The organism is Aliidiomarina taiwanensis, assembly GCF_003987015.1.
Lineage (GTDB): Bacteria > Pseudomonadota > Gammaproteobacteria > Enterobacterales > Alteromonadaceae > Aliidiomarina > Aliidiomarina taiwanensis.
This window is the reverse complement of record NZ_PIPQ01000004.1, coordinates 107481-125886: the sequence shown is the minus strand read 5'-3', so window position 1 is coordinate 125886 and position 18406 is coordinate 107481. Positions and strand designations below refer to the sequence as shown.

Genomic DNA, 18406 nt, shown 5'->3' with positions numbered 1-18406 from the left:
GAGTAAACTCTTGATGTATGAAATTATAGTTCAACCAGCGCTTTACCGTGGCGAACAAAACCTGGTTTGGTTACCTTTACTGTAACTAACTTTTTACGCATTTCCACTTGCGCTGTGTCGCCTACAGTTGCAGGTACACGCGCCATAGCAATGCTTACGCCAAGTGTTGGTGAGAAGCTACCAGAGGTGATGACGCCTTCGCCACCGTCCACAATTACTTTCAAGCCTGGGCGTAACACGCCTTTTTCAGTCATGACCAGTCCAACAAGCTTTAACGGGCCTGCTGCTTTTTCTGCTTCTAATGCTTCGCGGCCAACGAAAGCACGGTCTGCTGGCTCAAACGCCACACTCCACGCCATGTTCGACGCTAGTGGTGAAACACTTTCGTCCATGTCTTGGCCGTATAAGTTCAGGCCGGCTTCTAAACGTAAGGTGTCACGTGCACCAAGGCCACAAGGCTTCGCGCCAGCTTCTAGTAAGGTGTTCCACGCAGCAACAACCTGTTCAACCGGAATAATAAGCTCGTAGCCGGCTTCCCCTGTATAACCTGTGGTTGCAACAAACACTTCGTCAAACTGAGCACCAAAGAATGGCTTCATTTCTAACGCTTGTGCATGCTGTTCTGGGGTGAGTAGGCTTTTTAGTATATCTGCCGAGTTTGGGCCTTGCAGGGCAATAATACCAAACTCAGTGCGCTCGGTAATTTGCACGTCGAATTCCGCCGACTGCTTGGCTAACCATTCAAGGTCACGCTCGCGAGTTGCCGAGTTCACGATGGCGCGGTACGACTTGTCGTTAAAGTAGTACACAATCAGGTCGTCAATAATGCCGCCTTCTTCGTTTAACATCGCACTGTAAATAGCTTTACCAGGTACTGTTAATTTCGCTACATCGTTTGCCAGTAAACGGCGTAGGTAAGGTTTCGCTTCCGCACCGGTAATGTCGACTATGGTCATGTGCGACACATCAAAAATGCCCGCTGACTGACGCACCGCATGGTGCTCTTCAATTTGTGAGCCATAGTTAATGGGCATATCCCAACCGTGGAAGTCGACAATTTTTGCGCCCGCTGTTACATGCGCGTCGTATAATGCAGTCCGCTGTGCCATATCTACTCTACCTATCAATGGATGAATTAGCTCTATTATAAGAGTCCGCCTGACTAACAACAAATTAAATAGCTTAATCACACTATAAGTTTTTGTTATAGTGCAACTGCAAAGATTGAAGTTATTAATACCCTAGGCGGCCCGCTATGATGAAACACTTTTCTCTCGAGACATTGCGCTCTTTTACGGTTGTGGTGGACTTGCAAAGTTACACCTTGGCCGCTGAACGCTTAAGCCGTTCGCAGCCTGCCATTAGCTTGCAAATAAAGCGCCTGGAAGAAATGGTGGGGCACCCGCTGATTCAACGGCAGGGCAGCAGCCTAAAACTCACCCCCGCAGGCCACGACCTGTATCGTGGGGCTGTGCAACTATTAGCGCAACACGATCAACTGATGGCGCGCTTCCGAGCCAAGCCCATTACAGGGCAAGTGCGCCTTGGTATTCCAAGCGAATTCGCAACGGCCTTGCTGCCTCGCATTTTAGGCCAATTCGCCAGTAGCTACCCACAAATTACCCTGGAAGTAACCTCTGCTCTGAGTCGTGATTTACGCTTAGGAGCAAGCCGCGGCAGCTTCGATGTCATTTTAACCGTTGCCGAGCAAGCGCCCGACAATGCCATACTGGTAAAGGAAGACGCCTTAGTCTGGGTAGGTGGTCGAGTCGAGTTGATCGATGTCAACCCACTACCGCTTGTCCTTGCTTCAGAAGGTTGTATTTATCGCCGCCGCACCCTCAGTGCTTTAAAACAAGCCGGTGTCAGCGCCCGCATTACATACACCAACAATGATTTAACCGGTATTAGCAGTGCCTTAAATAGCGGTCTGGGTGTTACCGCCTTGGCCCGGAGCTCGGTGCCCGCCGACTTACACGAAATTAAGCCTAGCGAGTTTAAACAGCACGATTTATTGCCGCCTCTTGGCTCGATCAATATTTTTTTAGAGCGCCATGGACAGTCAAATAACCAAGCAGCAGACCACTTACAAAACTACTTGCACGACTTTTTAAGTCCGCAAGGCCACTAAAACTGATTGGCTTGGTGGATGAAGAAGCGTTTTACTGCTCGCAGCTTATTGGTGGTGTTCATACCTAAACCACGAACGGCTTTAATGAAGGGGTTCTGCGCTAAAAACAGCTGATGAAACCCTTCCATAGCGGCAATATGGCGTACGGCGGCAGTTTTTCGCGCTCGTTCGTAGTGACGCAACGTGCGCTGCAACTGCTCTCCATTCCATTGGCCTTGTAAGGTGCCCAAACGGTTCAGTTGCTCGGCGAGATACCAGGCATCGCCCAAGCCAAGGTTCGCGCCTTGCCCCGCCAATGGGTGGATGGTGTGCGCTGCGTCGCCAGCAAGCACAAAGCGCCCTTTCACCCATTGCTCGGCGTACTGCATGCGCAGGGGAAAGCTATGTCGTTCACTCACCAAGTTGACTGGGCCAAGCACCATGTCGCTTGTGACCCCAAGTTGCTGTTCAAATATTTCCTTGGGCAAGGCTTTGAGCTCCGCTGCCCGTTGTGGCGGAACGCTCCACACAATGGAGATTTTATTTGGCTCGGCCAAGGGCAATAAGGCCAAGGGGCCTGCGGCTGTAAATACTTGGCGTGCAACATCTTGGTGCGGCTCTGTGGTTTCTAATGTAGCCACCACGCCATGTTGTTCGTAGTCTTTAAAGGTGGTGGCCAGGCCAAGTTGCTGGCGAATTTGCGAGCGGCCACCGTCGGCTGCGACCACAAGTTGCGCCAACACTATGTCGCCGTTTTCCAGTTGTAAGGTCACATCGCCTTCGTGCTCTTCAAAACTAGCAACCACTGCCTGCGGCTTCAGTTGCACCTGCAATGCTTCCGCTCGTTGCCAGAGCGCTCCTTCTACTACGGCATTTTCAATGATAGTACCAATATGGCTTAAGTCGCTTTCTTCGGCAGAAAAACCAATGCGTGCGCCTGGGTTTTCGTCCCACACTTGCATACCTGTGTAGGTGCCTTTGCGATTCTCTGGAATGAGCTGCCAAGCGCCAAGCTCTGTCAGCCAGTCTTGTGCTGCACGGCTTAGTGCACTTACCCGTAAGCTTGGCTCGCTTGGGATAGGTTTGGCAGCGCCCCGCTCTAACACGCACACCTCACGTCCGCGCAGCGCCAAGGCATTTGCTAGTGCTAGGCCAATCATACCGCCGCCTATCACGGCAACTTGGGTTCGTATTAACGCCATAGTGTCTCCTGGGCACCAAAGCCCATCGCTTTTTGGGCTAAAGGGGTCGCCAAACTCGGTAACATGCGTAAGCTTTTCAAGCCACAGCGGCGGGCAAAACTCACGCAAGGCTCTGCGGTAGAAAACACGTTGACCAAACTGTCCGTAAAGGTTTGCACATGTTGGTAGTCTTTTCTGCGTAATGCTTCATAGTGCTGCAACGCGGCTAAGTCGCCTGGATCTTGGTACAGCTCCAGCACTTGCTTTAAAGCCAAGGCGTCACGTACGCCAAGGTTATACCCCTGCCCAGCAACCGGGTGCAAGGTATGGCAGGCATTACCCATAATGGCAAAGCGGTGGCCTACAAAGCGTTCCGCCACGGCCAAGCTTAAAGGAAACGACCCCACCCGCTCGGAGCCAGTAAAATAGCCTGCGCGGCTGCCAAACAAAGCTTGGGCGCGGTGCCTAAATTCATCTTCCGGTAGCGCCATTAACTGTTGCACTGTGTCTGCTTTAGCACACCAAATAAGGGCGTATCGACGCGGACCAAAGGGTAACAAGGCCAGCGGCCCTTCATCGGTGAAGCGCTCGTAGGCTGTATTTTGGTGGGCCGTGTCGGTTTCAATAAAGCCCGCAATGGCGGTTTGGCCATAACATTTACTTTGCATGTTCACGCCCAGTAAAGAGCGCGTGGGCGAATGGCTGCCGTCGGTCACCAGTAATAGCCGAGCTGTTAGGTGCGCACCACTGGTTAAAGTCACTGTGGTCGCTTCGGTATGTGCCTGCACCTGCTGTATTGATTCACCCCGAAGCCAGTCTATATTCGCTTGTGCTTCGCAGGCCTGCGCCAGTGCCTGCTGTACGTCTGCGGCCTGAACCACATAGCCTAAACTTTCCACGCCCTCTTTGTTGGCATGTAAAGTAGCACTGCCGGGGCCCGTGCTGTCGCTAATATGAATATGCTCTATGGGCGTGGCACTGGTGATTTGATGCCATACCTGCAAATCCGACAAGGCCATTTGGCTTCGTAAGGCTAACGCTAACGTGCGGGGGTCTTGCTTGGGTAACCCCTGTGCAGGGTCAATTAACGCAATGCGCCAATGAGGAAATCGCTGTGCCAACATCAAGGCGGTCAAAGCCCCGACTAAGCCAGCGCCTGCAATGGCAATATCTACTGTTTTCTGCACTTGCGGGTTACCCATGGGCATACTCTTTTTCTTTGCTGCGCGCTTTCATCAGGGCTTCTATTCCTTCAATGGACTTAGGCACGCTGGCCGTCAGGTTTTCATAGCCTGTTTCGGTAATTAAAATGTCGTCTTCAATACGAATACCAAGGCCACGATAAGCCTCAGGGCAGGCAGCGTCAGCAGGGATATACAGACCAGGCTCGACCGTTAGCACCATGCCAGGCTGCAATGGGCGAGGCGCGCCCTCAACTTGATAGTCACCCACGTCATGCACATCCAGCCCTAACCAGTGGCCTAAACCATGCATAAAGTAAGGACGAAACGCCTGCTCTTTTATCAGCGTTTCTGGGTCACCCGTTAAAATACCTAGCTGCACTAGGCCCGCGACTAATACCTGTACACAGGCTCGGTAGGCAGCAGGCAAGGTGCTGCCTGGCTTCAGCTCGGCAAGGGCTGCCTCTTGCGACTCCAACACTAACTTGTAGAGCTTACGTTGTGGCTCAGTAAAGGTGCCACTTACGGGGAACGTCCGAGTAATGTCACCCGCGTAGCCTAAATACTCAGCGCCAGCGTCAATGAGCAGCAAATCCCCGGCCTGAAGTTCGTCAGTATTGGTGGTGTAGTGCAAAATGCACGCATTCTCGCCACTTCCACAAATGGTGCCATAGGCAGGACCGCTGGCCCCGCGCATGGCAAATTCATGGTGTATTTCAGCGGCTACCTGATACTCAAACCGGCCGGGCGCAGTAAACATCATGGCACGGCGGTGAGCGTCGGCGGTGATTTTACAAGCCTCGCGCAGAACGGCTTGCTCATAAGGCGACTTAATAAGACGCAACTCATGCAGTTCTGGGTGCAGGTCGTGCATCCGCACAGGTGCACGTAGTCCTTTACGCTTGCCGGCCCGCAGTGTTTCTAATGCCTCTTCAAAATGGGGCTGAAACCAGGTGTCTTCGCCCTGCGCAATATAAACGTCGCTGCGGCCATCTAGCAGTTCTGGAAGAAGTTCGTCTAAGTCATCTAAAGTTTCACAGCGGTCCACAGCCGCTTGTTGCTTGGCTTGCTCTGTGCCTAAGCGGCGACCATGCCAAATTTCGTCACTTTCTGAGCGCGGCAGAACAAACAGCACGCTATGTGCCGCTTGTTCTTCCGTGCCTGAAAATATAAGTAAAAGGCCGTCGGGCTCATTAATGCCTGTGCAATACCAGTAGTCGCTGTGCTGACGAAAAGCATAGTGGGTGTCGTTGGAGCGAACAATTTCAGTATTAGCGGGCACTATCGCCACGCTGTTGGGCACCATACGTGCAACCAATGCATTGCGACGAGCATGTAACTCTGAGCTAGGTATCATCCATGCAACCTCTTAATTTAATTTCACTTAATGAATGGTTGAACTTGCTGAAGACTGCGGAGGTGGCATTTGGCCCAGCTCCCCAAAACACATAATGGCGGTAATGCGCACGTACTCAATAACTTCGTATAATGCCCGCTCGCTTTCTTCGTCTTCAACGGCTTCTGGCTCTAAACGCGCTATTTCTGCCATGTCTTGAATGCCTTCACGCAAGTCGTCTGAAGCCTTCGCTAAGTTTTGCTGGTTCACACCGAACCCCACTAAAAAGCACTGGGTCCATTCGGTCACTGCCACCAACCGGTCTACGAGGGACTCGTCGTCTGAGGGTAAGAGTGGCTGGAAGCTAAGCTCGGCACAGCCTAAGTCCGTTCGAATGTGCTCTGCTAGCAGTTCAAGCTGTGAAGTAAAGGCAGGGCTAAAGTTATTGCCATCGTGCGCCAAGTCAGCCAAAACAGGTAACCAGTCTTTTCCTGCTGCACGCTGCCCGCTCGCCAATAAGCCCGTGAGCATGCCATGTAGCTCTGCGGCGGAAAGGATAACTTCCTCTTGCGCTAGCCAGCGTTCCCACTGTTCGAATAAACCTGCCATTGAATCTGCCATTGGGCTACCTTCTGTTTTTCGCTGATATTATTTGATTTTATTCTACCACCTGTAGCCAATTGCAGCTACTCTAGCCATGAATGCCTAGCGGCCCGTTAGTTGCATAAATAGTTGGCGCTCGCTATGCTTTCGCTCTTGAATATGCATACGTGCAATTGAACCAGAGGTGTGGTCATGAGTGGACAGGTAGTCGACATAAATTTGCTTGAACGCAGTTACCGTGTGATGTGTCCTGATGGTCAGGAAAGTGCATTGCGTGAAGCCGCCCAAAAGCTTGATACGCGCCTGAACGAAACCCGTTCAGCTACCAAGCTTACCAATGTAGAACAAATAGCGGTCATGACAGCTTTGAATTTATGCCATGAATGGATGCAAGAAAAAGCAGAGCAAAACGAAAAAATGATGGCCCTTGAAGATAAAGTTGCTCTGCTTCAAGCGACCATAAAAAAAGCAATCGGCGAACCAAAACACGATTAAGCTTCAAAAACCTTTTTTAAATAGGCTATAATGAACTTGCTTCCTGGGGTGATCGCTTGCATGTGATGTCCCTGAGCCGATGTTTACAAATAAGGATTCTACTTGCTCTCCGGTGTGCACGCCCAGTTTACTGGGAAGCCTAAAGAGAGTGACTTAGAAACCGCCTTGAACCTAAGGGTTCGAGGACTAACACACTGCGTCGACACTCTGGGAAGTCTTATCTTTTAGAAGGTGAAATATTCTATGCGCAAACTAGAAATAGTCGCCGCCGTGGTTATTACCATCCTCACTATTATTATTTTGAATACCTGCAGTGGAAACTTTGAAGCCCCTCCGGTGGAAGAGGAGCTCAATGTTGAAGGCGTTTTAGAATAGGCCTAGTAAATAGGCCCTTCGTAGTCGTCGTCGGCTGCTACCTGATCAAAAGCTTCTTCGCCCCCAATACCTAAGTCAAACACAAAGGTGTACTTGTCGGCTGGCGACACAAAAAGCACTTTGTTGTCTGCGCCGTAGGTTATTTTTAACTTATCCCACGACAACGCAGGCCCAGGCCGAAGGGTTTTCACCGGGACCACTTCTTTAATATCCGTCAGCTTTACTTTGTAACGTAACGGCCCACAGCGGGCGAGTAAGTGCTCACCACGTATGGTGTAACTGGTAGACAGTGTTATCCACGCTGGCCACACAATCATGATAATAAAAATAAGAAAACCCAATACATTTTGCCCGCTAAGCAAACATAAGGCTGAAGCCACAAACCCCAATACAGGGATGGTCATCAGCAAAAGTAATAACAATGGGTCGGCTTTGCTTGAATGGTGTTTGTCCACTTAATGTTCCTCTTGCTGTTCGGCTTTGCTGCGCGCAACAATGCGACGCACATCGGCGAGTAATTCAGCCGCATTATAAACCACGCCATTGCGAACTGTATAACGCACACCTTGGGTGCGTTCCGGCTCGTTCTGGTTATTTAGCTGGTAATGCCCTGTACCATACAGCACCTTAAAGTTACGCAGGGGGTTTTCTTTGACGATGACTAAGTCGGCCTTTTTGCCGGGCACCACACTGCCAATTTCATGGTCTAACCCAAGCAGTTCGGCCCCTGAAAGGGTGGCCGCTTGAATGACTTCCAGGGCATTAAAGCCCGCTTCGCGCAGTAGCTCCAGTTCTTGAATATAGCCAAAGCCATATATTTTATAGATATAGCCCGAGTCAGAGCCCGTGGTGACACGGCCACCATGGTTCTTGTAGTCATTGACGAATTGCATCCATAGGCGGTAGTTTTCACGCCAAGCAACTTCATGGTCTGTGGTCCAGTCGAACCAGTACGAGCCATGGGCATAGCGGCTTGGGGTAAAGAAGTCCCATAACTGCGGCAAGGTGTAGTCTTTATGCCATAGGGCTGTGCGCTGTGCGGCCAAGTCACGACTTGCTTCATAAATGGTAAAGGTAGGGTTTAAGGTGAAATCGAGGGCGATTAACTCGTCTCGAACCGCATTCCAGCGCTCGCTACCTGGCTGTGCCGCCTGTTTCCATAACCGCCCTGCTTCACCAAACCTGTCTTGTTCATTTTGGTAATTATAGTCCGGCGAATAGTCTTGAATAACACGGTCGGTAAACAAGGCTTCTGGTAGCCCGTACCAGTGCTCTAAAGAGCCCAAACCTAAGCGCGCCGAGTCTAAGGCATTGGTGCGCATTACGTTCAGCTGAGCATGGTGCATCATGGTGCCCAGTCCCAACGTGTTGGCTTCGGTTATGGCTGCTTCTATGACCTGCGGGGTTGCTCCGAAGAACTTAATACCATGGGCACCACGCTGATGAATGCCTTGCACCCATGTGCGTGCTTGTTCTGCTGTGGTAATAGGCGCGTCACTGCCCATGCCAAATACAGCGTAAGGAATGATACGCGGTGCAGCAATTTCATTACGCTCAGCTCGCGCCGCATGGTCTAGTGTCCACTCAAGACCTCGAAAGCTTCCTGGCTCGCGCACCGTAGTCACACCATGAGCCAGCCATAGCTTTAATACATACTCGGGTGGAATGCCCTTGGCCGAGCCCCCTAAGTGAGCATGCACGTCAACAAAGCCAGGCAAAATATAATGGCCGGAAACATCCATTTCTTGATCACCCGGGCGTGCCTTGGGCCGTCGGCTTTCAAGAATGGGCACGTCGGGATACCCCACCACCTTGACCTGTGCAATGCGGTCATTCTCAATCACAATATCCACTGGGCCAATGGGAGGTGCACCTTCGCCATTGATCAAAATGCCACCTCGCAAAATAAGTCGCTCGTAGGGGCCTTCTCCACGAGTTCGGTCGGGTGCTACCATTTCCTCAGCCACCACCATGGGCAAGAACAAACTCAGTGCAAGGAGCATACTTAGCAAACGCATACGGGTATCCTGTTATTATTCACTATGATAGGTTGGCATAAAGTGTCGCAGTCTCGTGCGAAGACTGCAACTGAATTAAAGGAAGACGGGAATGACGCGTGTTCAATTACGGACGCAGCTACGCCAAGCTCGGCAGGCTCTTTCTGCTGAGGAGCAAAAAAGCGCAGCCCAGCGTGTATGTAATCACTTACTTAACTTGCCTCAGGTGCAGTCGGCCAGCACCCTGGCCACCTATATTGCTAGCCCCAGTGAGCTGAGCTTGACCCCATTTATTCAGGCCCTTTGGTCCCAAGGAAAACGTGTGGTGGTGCCCGTCGTCGACCCGCAACAAGCGGGGCTTATGTGGTTTATGCCTTACCAGCCCAGCACCCCTTTGCAAACCACGTCCTTAGGCATTCACGAGCCGCTTCTCGACACTGACAAAGCCGTGCCCTTAGCTGCTATTGACGTGATGTGCACGCCCTTAGTCGGCTTTGACCAGCACGGTCAACGCATGGGCATGGGCGGGGGCTACTACGACCGCTTGCTTGCCCCTTGGTTTGCCGGTGAACATTCCCACCTGTTGCCCATTGGCGTGGCTCACGACTGTCAATATGTGGACACCCTACCGAGTGAGGCCTGGGATATACCTTTACCTTTGGTTATTACACCTTCAAAACTATGGCAGTTCTCGTGACCTACCGTATAATAAAGGGTGCCTTATTCTTTTTGCTATCACGGGAGTGTCATGAGCAAGCAACCTTTAAGCCCACAAGAAACGGCCAAGAAACATGCCGCCGAAGCCGCCATTCCTTTTATTGAAAAAGGGAGCATTGTTGGTGTTGGTACAGGTTCTACCGTTAACTACTTTATCGACGCCTTAGCCGCTATTAAGTTTGATCTTGAAGGGGCTGTGTCTAGCTCGGACGAGTCAACTCGGCGGCTTAAAGCCTTAGGCATTCCTGTATACGACCTGAACGGTGTACCTGAAATTAGCGTGTATGTAGACGGTGCCGATGAAATTAACCGTCATTTACAAATGATCAAAGGCGGTGGTGGCGCGCTCACTCGCGAAAAAATTGTCGCAGCCGTAGCCAAGCGCTTTATTTGCATTGCCGACAAAAGCAAGTTCACAAAACAACTTGGCGACTTCCCCCTGCCCATTGAAGTCATTCCTATGGCTCGCTCTTATGTTGCACGAGAGCTTGTTAAACTCGGTGGCGACCCTGTGTACCGAGAAGGTTTTGTAACCGACAACGGCAATATTATTCTTGATGTGCACCACCTGGACATTTTAAAGCCCATTGCCTTTGAAGAGATCCTGAACAACATTACCGGAGTTGTGACCAATGGCCTGTTTGCCGCCCGTCCAGCCGACATTGCTTTATTAAGCGACGGTTCCTCGATTGAAACCCTGAAGCGCTAAGGTAGCCCAATGAGCCAAGAATACTCCCTTGCCAAAGAAAAAATTAAAATACTACTGCTTGAAGGCGTGCACGAAAGTGCCGTGGAATGCTTTTACCAACAGGGCTATACGGAAATTGTTCAACATAGCAGCGCCATGAGCGAAGAAGAGCTAATAGCCTGTGTGCACGAATACCATTTTATTGGCATACGTTCGCGCACCCAGCTAACCGAGCAGGTGTTTGCTCATGCGAAAAAGCTGATTGCTGTCGGCTGTTTTTGTATTGGCACCAACCAAGTAGACACAGTAGCGGCCCGCACCTACGGGGTGCCTGTATTTAATGCACCTTTCTCCAACACCCGCAGCGTTGCCGAACTTGTTCTTGCGGAAATGATTATGCTACTGCGCAAGGTGCCAGAAAAGAACATGGCCTGCCACCGGGGTGAGTGGCTTAAAACAGCGCAAGGGGCTCATGAGGCTCGGGGGAAAACCTTGGGGATTGTGGGCTATGGCCATATTGGCACCCAACTTGGTATTTTGGCGGAGCTGCTGGGCATGCAGGTGGTGTTTTATGACATTGAAACCAAACTGAGCTTAGGTAATGCCCGTTCGATGAAGACTTTAGACAGCTTACTAGCTCATAGCGATGTGGTCTCTTTACATGTGCCAGAAACCCCACAAACCCAGCTAATGATAGGCCCTGAACAACTAGCTCAGATGAAGCCGGGTAGCTTACTTATTAACGCTTCCCGGGGGACTGTGGTCGACTTAGACGCGTTAGCTGCAAGCCTAAAAGCCGGTCATGTAGCGGGGGCTGCCATTGACGTATTCCCGGTAGAGCCTAAAAGCAACACCGACGAATTTATCTCGCCGTTACGCGGTATTGACCAAGTTATTCTAACGCCTCATGTGGGCGGGTCTACGCAAGAAGCGCAAGAAAACATTGGTGTTGAAGTGGCGCAAAAACTCATTAAATACTCCGACAACGGCTCCACCCTGTCGGCGGTTAACTTCCCAGAAGTGGCGTTACCAACCCAGCACGACAGCAGCCGCCTGTTGCATATTCACCTCAATAAACCCGGGGTGTTAAACCAAATTAACCAGGTATTTGCAGCCCTCAATGTGAACATTACCAGTCAGTACCTGCAAACCGACAGTGAGCTAGGCTACGTGGTGATGGACGTTGAGCACGGCAAAGCAAAAGCAGTACTCAACGAACTGAAAAACGTGCCCGGCACTATTCGCTGTCGCGTTTTGCACTAAGACGCTATGACGCCCCTTCAGCTGTGTTTTTTATGACTTCGGCTGAAGCGTGGCGGACATCTTTGCCGCGCACAAAGTAAATAATATATTCCGCAATATTTTGGCACCTATCGCCAATACGCTCTAACGCACGGGCCGACCACATAACGTCCATAATTTTCGGAATGCTGCGTGAGTCTTCCATCATATAGGTCATAAGAAGTCGCGTCAGTGCCTCATACTGTCTGTCGGCTTTCACGTCTTGCTGGTGCACAAGCAAAGCCGCTTCTTCGTCCATGCGGGCAAACGCGTCCAGTACCTGACGCAACATTGCCAGTACCAACTGCCCTAGGTTTTCTAAGCTCACCAACAGGTGTTCTTGATCTTTATCGAAGGTTTTTAAGGCAACCCGGGCAATACGACACGTTTCGTCGCCAATCCGCTCCAGATCGCTAATCGCTTTAAGCACGCCGAGCACAAGTCGCAAGTCGCTTGCTGTGGGCTGTCGCTTGGCAATAATTTGTGTGCAGGCGGCGTCTATTTCTAACTCCAGCTGGTTCACTTTGTTGTCTGCTGTTATCACGCTGTTGGCCAACTGGGTGTCATTTTCTTGAATAGCGGTTAAAGCGTCTGCCAGCTGCCGCTCCACCAAACCGCCCATGGCCAACACTTTGCTCATCACCGCGGTGAGCTCAGCCGTAAACTGCCCTGATATATGTTTACCTAAATTCAGCTTATCCATGTTCATTTCCTCTTAGTAGGCACCAGGTGCTACCCATACCGTCCGGTAATATAGTCTTCCGTTTGTTTGTGCCGCGGTGTCGTAAACAGCGTGTTTGTGTCTGCGTACTCTATCATTTCACCCATATACAAAAACGCGGTGTAGTCGGAAACACGGGCTGCTTGCTGCATGTTGTGTGTCACGATGACAATGGTATAGGTGTCTTTAAGCTCGTTAATGAGCTCTTCAATTTTTAAGGTTGAAATGGGGTCTAAGGCCGAAGCAGGCTCGTCAAGTAACAGTACCTCGGGCTCGATGGCGATGGCCCGAGCAATTACCAGTCGCTGCTGTTGCCCGCCCGAGAGCCCAAAGGCATTGTCATTTAAGCGATCTTTCACTTCGTCCCAAAGTGCTGCGCCTCGTAGGGCTTTTTCCACCACGTCCATTAATGTGCGCCTGTCTTTCACACCTTGCAAACGGAGCCCGTAGGCCACGTTTTCAAAAATAGACTTAGGAAACGGGTTAGGCTTTTGAAACACCATGCCCACTTGGCGCCGCAGCTCGGCCACGTCTACCTGCGGCGCGTATATATTTTCGCCATCCAGCAGCACTTCACCGGTTATTTTACAGCTGTCCACCAAGTCGTTCATGCGATTAAAGCAACGCAATAAAGTGGATTTACCACAACCCGAAGGACCAATAAAAGCCGTTACTTTTTTCTCGGGTATATCTAAATCAATTCCTTTCAGCGCTTCGCTTTCACCATAGGCTAAACGCAAATTACGTACACTAAACTTAGCTGCTTCTTGTGTCATTGTTGGTTCCGTAAGCTCATTAGTCTGAATCATTTCGGTACTTCTCCCGTAGTCGGTTGCGTATGCTAATGGCGGTAATATTTAGCACCACAATCAGAGTCACTAAGGTGAGTGCGGTGGCATACACCAGCGGCCGTGCCGCTTCTACGTTGGGGCTTTGAAAGCCCACATCAAAAATATGGAACCCAAGGTGCATTATTTTTCGTTCCAAATGCACAAAGGGGAACTCGCCGTCTACGGGCAGAGTAGGCGCTAACTTCACTACCCCGACTAGCATTAACGGGGCAACCTCGCCCGCCGCACGAGCAATGGCAAGAATCAACCCTGTCATCATGCCGGGGGTAGCCAAAGGCACCACCACCCGCCACAGAGTTTCTGACTTTGTCGCTCCTAAGGCGAGTGATCCTTGCCGAATGGTGCTGGGTATTCGTGCTAAGCCTTCTTCTGTGGACACGATAACCACAGGCAGGGTCAGCAAGGCTAATGTCAGCGATGCCCAAAATAAGCCAGGCGTACCAAAGGTCGGCGACGGCAGTGCCGCTTCATAGAAAATACGGTCGATATTGCCGCCCAAGAAGTAAATGAAGAAGCCTAGGCCAAACACGCCGTACACAATGGAAGGTACCCCAGCCAGGTTGTATACGGAAATACGCACCAAGCGTGTCACTACGCCTTGCTTGGCATATTCACGCAAGTAAATAGCGGCTAACACGCCAAACGGGGTGACCATAATGGACATAATAAACACCATGGTAATGGTGCCGAAAATGGCGGGGAATATCCCCCCTTCTGTGTTTGCTTCGCGGGGCTCTTTCGACAAGAACCCACCCACTTGCTTAAAGTATTCGGCCCACTTTTGCCCCAGCGTCATGTCGTTTGGCATGGTTATCGCCACAATATCTGCTAAAGCAATAGCCACTTCCTTGCCGTTCATCATACGCATGCGCAGCTGCGCTTTTTCCTGCTCGCTATACAGCTGGTCGAGCTGCGTACGTAGCTCAGCGTACTCTGCTTGTAACGCTTGCTCTTGTTGTGCAATCCCTTGTTTGGCTTCGAGCAGGGCCCGTCCTTTAACACCGTCAAGCTCCAGCTGCCGCTGCTGTAAACGGAGGGCATTCATTTGGCTATTGATTTTGCCAATGTCCTGTCGCTCTATACGTGTAATGGCTTGGTGACGCTGGTGGCTTTGCTCAAGCAGGTCATTCAATGCCTTGGCAAAGTCTGCGTCGGTCGCTTGCCAGTGCTGTTGTTCCAGCTGAAGTGCCACAGGGAAACCGTAGAAGTCGCCCCATGTTCTGCGCTCTATCGCGTAAACTCCCTTCGGGTAAGTAAAAGGCGCCATACCTAAGTCAAAGCGCCAAACAAAGTCGGAGCTAACCTGTTCTCGGTTACCTTGCTTAATTAAGTAGCGAGTAACGACACTGAGGTTTTCCGGCACCACATGGCCTGCTTCCCGAGCAAGGGTCGCTGTGACGGTTTCACTCCGGGCTATTTCACCTAGTAAAGTTTCTTCTACTTGATTACGCGGGTCGTGAATGGCAATTTGTGCCACGGGTGCGGGCCAAAAGTGGCTAAAACCACGTACTGCAATAAGGCCAAGCAGTCCCACGATCATAATGACACTGAGCGAGACAGCGCCTGCGGTTAACCAAATCCAAGGCGAGCCGCTTTTAAACCAATGTTTCATTTGTATCCTCCGGCCCTATAAGCTGCTGTATCGTTTACGCAAACGCTGGCGCACCACTTCAGCAATGGTGTTCAACACAAAGGTAAAGGCAAATAACACTAAGGCCGCCAAAAACAGAATGCGGAAATGGGAACTACCTACTGCCGTTTCTGGGAGCTCAACGGCAATGTTGGCTGAAAGCGTACGCATGCCTTCAAATATATTGAAGTTCACAATCGGGCTATTACCCGTCGCCATAAGCACGATCATGGTTTCGCCTACAGCCCGCCCAAAGCCAATCATAATGCCGGAAAAAATACCCGGGCTGGCGGTTGGAAGCACCACGCCCACCATGGTTTGCCAAGGGGTTGCACCAAGCGCCAGCGAGCCTTGCGTTAAATGCTTTGGCACGTTGAAAATGGCGTCTTCCGCAATGGAATAAATGGTGGGGATAACGGCAAACCCCATGGCTAAGCCCACCACCAAAGCGTTTCGCTGATCATAGGTAATGCCTTGGTTCGTAAGCCACTGACGCATACTGCCGTCGAACAACCAGGTTTCGACCCAGGGGCTGGAAGCTACGGCAGCCCAGCCAAAAAGTACCAAAGCAGGTACTAAGAGCACAGCTTCCCACCCAGCAGGAACCAAACGCTTAAGCGAACGTGGTAGGCAGCTCCACAGGAAGGACATAAGCACCATTAACAAGGGCAAGCCGATAAGCAATGCAAACACGGCAGGTAAGTTATGCTCCATAAAAGGCGCCAGCCATAAACCGGCCAAAAAGCCCAAAATAACCGTAGGCAAGGCCTCTATCACCTCAATGGTTGGCTTCACCACGCCACGCAGCTTCGGAGTCATAAAATACGCTGTATACAGAGCCGCCATAATACCCAAGGGCATCGCAAACAACATGGCAAAGAAGGCCGCTTTCAGCGTACCCACAGACAATGGGATTAAAGAAAACTTCGACTCAAACTCGTCGTTCCCCGAGGAAGACTGCCAAATATACTCAGGATCGCTTCGCCCTTCGTACCAAACCCGATTCCACAAGGCCTTAAAGGACAATTGCGGGTGCTGGTTCCACAGCGACGCATACTGCACTTGCTCGCCACTGAAGGTGAGTACAGCCTTGTTCACAGGCGATACAGCGAGCTTCTCAATAGGCTGCTCGGCCATTTGCTTCAGCAACAAGGTTCGGGATGACGTTGCATAATGTACGCCCACGTACCCGGCGCTATCGCCGGCTAAAAACCCTTTACGAGTATACTCCGGGCGAATAGTAGTAATGGCCCCTGGGTGCTGCTTAAAGCTGCGAATATGCTCTAGCTGATAGGCGTTTTGTTCATCGCGCACAGGAAACCACTGGCTTAAGCCGCCTGTTTCAGTGCCCACTACTAGCGAAACCGAACCCACCAGAAACTCAAGCGCCGTAATTTCTTCGCCGACATCCACCGTTTGAATGAGTTTAGGTGCACGCAGCTGGCTTATATCGAAGTAATGTAGTCGGCTACCTTCCGCCACATAAAGATTCCGAAAGGCTTTGTCGACACGAATAAAGCGCGGCTCCACTGCAAAGTGAGGCAACTCACTCCGTTCTATCTGTTGCGTAGCGCGGCCTGTGAACAAGTTTTCTCGTGTGGATACTTTGGCTAAAAGCCAGCGCTGATCTTCCGTATAACCTGCCACAAACACCGCCGGCCGGCCCCGTGTCGACTCTTGCACGCTGAGGTGCTGAATCGCAGCCCCTTGCGGGTCCAGCTGTATCGGCTGTTCGCCATAAGGGTAAACAATACCTGGGGTTATCTGCCGCTGGTCATTCGGAAAGCTTAGCTGGTAGTCAGGCCGTAGTAACTGCACCTTGCCTGACGCTGACCCATACGCCACAAGGCCGCCCAATGACTCTGCAGCTGCAAAGCTACTGACCGTGTCGGCCTGAGCTAACGACACCTGTGTGTGTAAACGCTCTTCGCCACTGTCCAAGTGGAAAAAACGAATGCCGCCTTGCTGGGTAAAGTTCACCCCAAGCTCTTGGTATCGTTCAATAAGTACTTGTGCTGAAGGCTCTTCCTGTGTCACTAGCGCCATGTCGTATTGTGCTACAGGAGTTATTTCAGCCCCTTTTAAAATGGGGAGCACTTCATAAAACAGGTACACAAAAATCAAGGCGAGGGAAAACACCACGCCATACCCGGCAGCCGTAATACCAAACCGCGACGTATTGTCTTTTAGGCTGCGTATACGACGGCGCTTTTCACGCACTTCGCGGCTTGGTAGTTGAGAGGTTACTTTCATTCGCTTACATCTATTCCTAGTTCAGCACGAACGCGGGCAGCTACCACTTCAGGTAAAGGGACATAACCGTCACGGAACACCACCCCTTGACCTTGTTGGCTGTATATCATGCGAACAAACTCGCGCACCATTGGCTCTAGTGGGCGGTTTGGGTGCTTATTAATGTAAATGTACAAGTAGCGTGCTAACGGATAGTCACCGGTTGCCGCATTTTCTGCACTAGGTTCGAACAGCTCTCCACCTTCTTCAACAGCTAACGGCAGTGCTCGCACACTCGACGTACGGTAACCAATACCAGAGTAACCAATGCCATTGATTGACTCGGAAACCCCTTGCACAACCGAAGAAGAGCCTGGCTGCTCATTAATGCTCGACTTATAGTCGCCGCCGAACAGTGCCATGTCTTTAAAGAATCCATAGGTACCCGACACAGCATTTCGGCTATATAGTGCAAAGTCACGGTTTGCCCAAGCCCCAGTTAAACCAAGCTGACCCCAGCGGGTAATATCTTCGGAATAACCGCCCCGGCGAGTTGCTGAAAACACCGCGTCTACTTGCGGTAAGCTCATACCTTCTATTGGGTTGTCTTTGTTCACAAACACCGCCACCATGTCGATCGCAACCGGAAGCGCATACGGTGCATACCCATGTTTGTTTTCAAAGGCCTCTATTTCTGACTGGCGCATTTCACGGCTCATCGGGGCTAACGTAGCTGTGCCTTCCGTAATGGCAGGCGGCGCTGTTGAAGAGCCAGCCCCTTGAATTTGAATGTTTACGTTTGGGTAATAACGATTAAACTCTTCAGCCCATAAAGTCATTAGGTTATTTAGAGTATCAGAGCCCACGGAGCTTAAGTTTCCTGACACACCTGGGGCGCGAGTATAGTTCGGTAAATTCGGGTCCACGTCTGCATGCAGTTGAACACTGCAAAGAAGGGCGGCTGCACTTGCTAAAGGTAGTAAACATTTCTTGAGTAACATAATGTCC

At 51.0% G+C, this 18406-nt stretch carries 17 protein-coding genes, 1 other RNA gene and 1 pseudogene; 7 read left to right on the top strand and 12 right to left on the bottom strand.

Translation table 11 applies throughout. The annotated features are described in order from the left end of the window. Window positions 1-23: 23 nt before the first annotated feature. Window positions 24-1109: a glycine cleavage system aminomethyltransferase GcvT gene (gene gcvT / locus CWE15_RS08320; protein ID WP_126757627.1), complete on the bottom strand. Its 1086-nt coding sequence runs from the start codon at window positions 1107-1109 to the stop codon at window positions 24-26. A 146-nt stretch (window positions 1110-1255) separates the two neighbouring features. On the opposite strand from gcvT, the gene CWE15_RS08315 reads away from it, so the two are divergent. Next, complete coding sequence (locus CWE15_RS08315) at window positions 1256-2131, top strand: LysR family transcriptional regulator (protein ID WP_126757626.1); 876 nt, start codon at window positions 1256-1258, stop codon at window positions 2129-2131. Here CWE15_RS08315 and CWE15_RS08310 read toward each other — a convergent pair. The 4 genes from CWE15_RS08310 to CWE15_RS08295 are packed head-to-tail and all read right to left on the bottom strand — an operon-like array spanning window position 2128 to window position 6429. Continuing rightward, window positions 2128-3312 carry an FAD-dependent oxidoreductase gene (locus CWE15_RS08310; RefSeq protein ID WP_126757625.1) on the bottom strand — a complete coding sequence of 395 codons (1185 nt, stop codon included), beginning with the start codon at window positions 3310-3312 and terminating at the stop codon, window positions 2128-2130. The two genes, CWE15_RS08315 and CWE15_RS08310, sit on opposite strands and share 4 nt — an antisense overlap. Further along, a complete protein-coding gene (locus CWE15_RS08305; protein WP_126757624.1) occupies window positions 3303-4499 on the bottom strand; it encodes an FAD-dependent monooxygenase in 1197 nt (398 codons plus the stop codon). Before CWE15_RS08305 ends, CWE15_RS08310 begins: the two co-directional genes overlap by 10 nt. Then, on the bottom strand, window positions 4486-5829 hold the full coding sequence (gene pepP / locus CWE15_RS08300; protein ID WP_126757623.1) for a Xaa-Pro aminopeptidase: 1344 nt from the start codon (window positions 5827-5829) through the stop codon (window positions 4486-4488). Before pepP ends, CWE15_RS08305 begins: the two co-directional genes overlap by 14 nt. 27 nt (window positions 5830-5856) lie before the next feature. Then, on the bottom strand, window positions 5857-6429 hold the full coding sequence (locus CWE15_RS08295; protein ID WP_126757622.1) for a UPF0149 family protein: 573 nt from the start codon (window positions 6427-6429) through the stop codon (window positions 5857-5859). 174 nt (window positions 6430-6603) lie between these two features. On the opposite strand from CWE15_RS08295, the gene CWE15_RS08290 reads away from it, so the two are divergent. The 3 genes from CWE15_RS08290 (at window position 6604) to CWE15_RS12135 (ending at window position 7281) form a co-directional block, all read left to right on the top strand. After that, window positions 6604-6906: a cell division protein ZapA gene (locus CWE15_RS08290; protein WP_126757621.1), complete on the top strand. Its 303-nt coding sequence runs from the start codon at window positions 6604-6606 to the stop codon at window positions 6904-6906. Window positions 6907-6943: 37 nt separating this feature from the next. Then, window positions 6944-7124, top strand: a non-coding RNA gene (gene ssrS / locus CWE15_RS08285) — 6S RNA. Between the two features lie 25 nt (window positions 7125-7149). Beyond that, the gene (locus CWE15_RS12135; protein WP_275065510.1) at window positions 7150-7281 is read left to right on the top strand and encodes a hypothetical protein; all 132 of its coding nucleotides are present in this window, start codon (window positions 7150-7152) and stop codon (window positions 7279-7281) included. A 2-nt stretch (window positions 7282-7283) separates the two neighbouring features. Here the strand turns inward: CWE15_RS12135 and CWE15_RS08280 are convergent, their stop codons facing one another. Then, window positions 7284-7736: a PH domain-containing protein gene (locus CWE15_RS08280; protein ID WP_126757620.1), complete on the bottom strand. Its 453-nt coding sequence runs from the start codon at window positions 7734-7736 to the stop codon at window positions 7284-7286. Further along, a complete protein-coding gene (locus CWE15_RS08275; protein WP_126757619.1) occupies window positions 7737-9299 on the bottom strand; it encodes an amidohydrolase family protein in 1563 nt (520 codons plus the stop codon). 91 nt (window positions 9300-9390) lie between these two features. On the opposite strand from CWE15_RS08275, the gene CWE15_RS08270 reads away from it, so the two are divergent. From CWE15_RS08270 to serA, 3 genes are read left to right on the top strand one after another with little or no spacing between them, the layout of a single operon-like run. After that, on the top strand, window positions 9391-9975 hold the full coding sequence (locus CWE15_RS08270) for a 5-formyltetrahydrofolate cyclo-ligase (protein ID WP_126757618.1): 585 nt from the start codon (window positions 9391-9393) through the stop codon (window positions 9973-9975). 51 nt (window positions 9976-10026) lie between these two features. After that, the gene (rpiA, locus tag CWE15_RS08265; protein WP_126757617.1) at window positions 10027-10704 is read left to right on the top strand and encodes a ribose-5-phosphate isomerase RpiA; all 678 of its coding nucleotides are present in this window, start codon (window positions 10027-10029) and stop codon (window positions 10702-10704) included. A gap of 9 nt (window positions 10705-10713) precedes the next feature. Continuing rightward, window positions 10714-11946, top strand: a complete 1233-nt coding sequence (gene serA, locus CWE15_RS08260; protein WP_126757616.1) for a phosphoglycerate dehydrogenase — start codon at window positions 10714-10716, stop codon at window positions 11944-11946. Window positions 11947-11950: 4 nt separating this feature from the next. Here the strand turns inward: serA and phoU are convergent, their stop codons facing one another. The 5 genes and pseudogenes from phoU to CWE15_RS08235 all read right to left on the bottom strand — a co-directional run bounded on the left by phoU (window position 11951) and on the right by CWE15_RS08235 (window position 18399). Next, window positions 11951-12667: a phosphate signaling complex protein PhoU gene (phoU, locus tag CWE15_RS08255; RefSeq protein ID WP_126757615.1), complete on the bottom strand. Its 717-nt coding sequence runs from the start codon at window positions 12665-12667 to the stop codon at window positions 11951-11953. A 29-nt stretch (window positions 12668-12696) separates the two neighbouring features. After that, window positions 12697-13428: pseudogene (gene pstB, locus CWE15_RS08250) on the bottom strand (phosphate ABC transporter ATP-binding protein PstB); the annotation flags it as partial. 52 nt (window positions 13429-13480) lie between these two features. Next, a complete protein-coding gene (pstA, locus tag CWE15_RS08245; protein WP_126757613.1) occupies window positions 13481-15148 on the bottom strand; it encodes a phosphate ABC transporter permease PstA in 1668 nt (555 codons plus the stop codon). A gap of 15 nt (window positions 15149-15163) precedes the next feature. Further along, window positions 15164-17419: an ABC transporter permease subunit gene (locus tag CWE15_RS08240; RefSeq protein WP_126757612.1), complete on the bottom strand. Its 2256-nt coding sequence runs from the start codon at window positions 17417-17419 to the stop codon at window positions 15164-15166. Continuing rightward, on the bottom strand, window positions 17416-18399 hold the full coding sequence (locus tag CWE15_RS08235; RefSeq protein WP_126757611.1) for a PstS family phosphate ABC transporter substrate-binding protein: 984 nt from the start codon (window positions 18397-18399) through the stop codon (window positions 17416-17418). The genes CWE15_RS08240 and CWE15_RS08235 overlap by 4 nt, the downstream gene beginning before the upstream one ends. Between the last annotated feature and the right edge of the window lie 7 nt (window positions 18400-18406).

Coding starts and splice junctions, on each gene's coding strand:
- rpiA (WP_126757617.1), top strand. CDS start 10,027: ATGAGCAAGCAACCTTTAAGCCCACAAGAAACGGCCAAGAAACATGCC.
- CWE15_RS08240 (WP_126757612.1), bottom strand. CDS start 17,419: ATGAAAGTAACCTCTCAACTACCAAGCCGCGAAGTGCGTGAAAAGCGC.
- CWE15_RS08310 (WP_126757625.1), bottom strand. CDS start 3,312: ATGGCGTTAATACGAACCCAAGTTGCCGTGATAGGCGGCGGTATGATT.
- CWE15_RS12135 (WP_275065510.1), top strand. CDS start 7,150: ATGCGCAAACTAGAAATAGTCGCCGCCGTGGTTATTACCATCCTCACT.
- CWE15_RS08290 (WP_126757621.1), top strand. CDS start 6,604: ATGAGTGGACAGGTAGTCGACATAAATTTGCTTGAACGCAGTTACCGT.
- serA (WP_126757616.1), top strand. CDS start 10,714: ATGAGCCAAGAATACTCCCTTGCCAAAGAAAAAATTAAAATACTACTG.
- gcvT (WP_126757627.1), bottom strand. CDS start 1,109: ATGGCACAGCGGACTGCATTATACGACGCGCATGTAACAGCGGGCGCA.
- pepP (WP_126757623.1), bottom strand. CDS start 5,829: ATGATACCTAGCTCAGAGTTACATGCTCGTCGCAATGCATTGGTTGCA.
- CWE15_RS08295 (WP_126757622.1), bottom strand. CDS start 6,429: ATGGCAGATTCAATGGCAGGTTTATTCGAACAGTGGGAACGCTGGCTA.
- CWE15_RS08305 (WP_126757624.1), bottom strand. CDS start 4,499: ATGCCCATGGGTAACCCGCAAGTGCAGAAAACAGTAGATATTGCCATT.
- pstA (WP_126757613.1), bottom strand. CDS start 15,148: ATGAAACATTGGTTTAAAAGCGGCTCGCCTTGGATTTGGTTAACCGCA.
- CWE15_RS08275 (WP_126757619.1), bottom strand. CDS start 9,299: ATGCGTTTGCTAAGTATGCTCCTTGCACTGAGTTTGTTCTTGCCCATG.
- CWE15_RS08315 (WP_126757626.1), top strand. CDS start 1,256: ATGATGAAACACTTTTCTCTCGAGACATTGCGCTCTTTTACGGTTGTG.
- CWE15_RS08270 (WP_126757618.1), top strand. CDS start 9,391: ATGACGCGTGTTCAATTACGGACGCAGCTACGCCAAGCTCGGCAGGCT.
- phoU (WP_126757615.1), bottom strand. CDS start 12,667: ATGGATAAGCTGAATTTAGGTAAACATATATCAGGGCAGTTTACGGCT.
- CWE15_RS08235 (WP_126757611.1), bottom strand. CDS start 18,399: ATGTTACTCAAGAAATGTTTACTACCTTTAGCAAGTGCAGCCGCCCTT.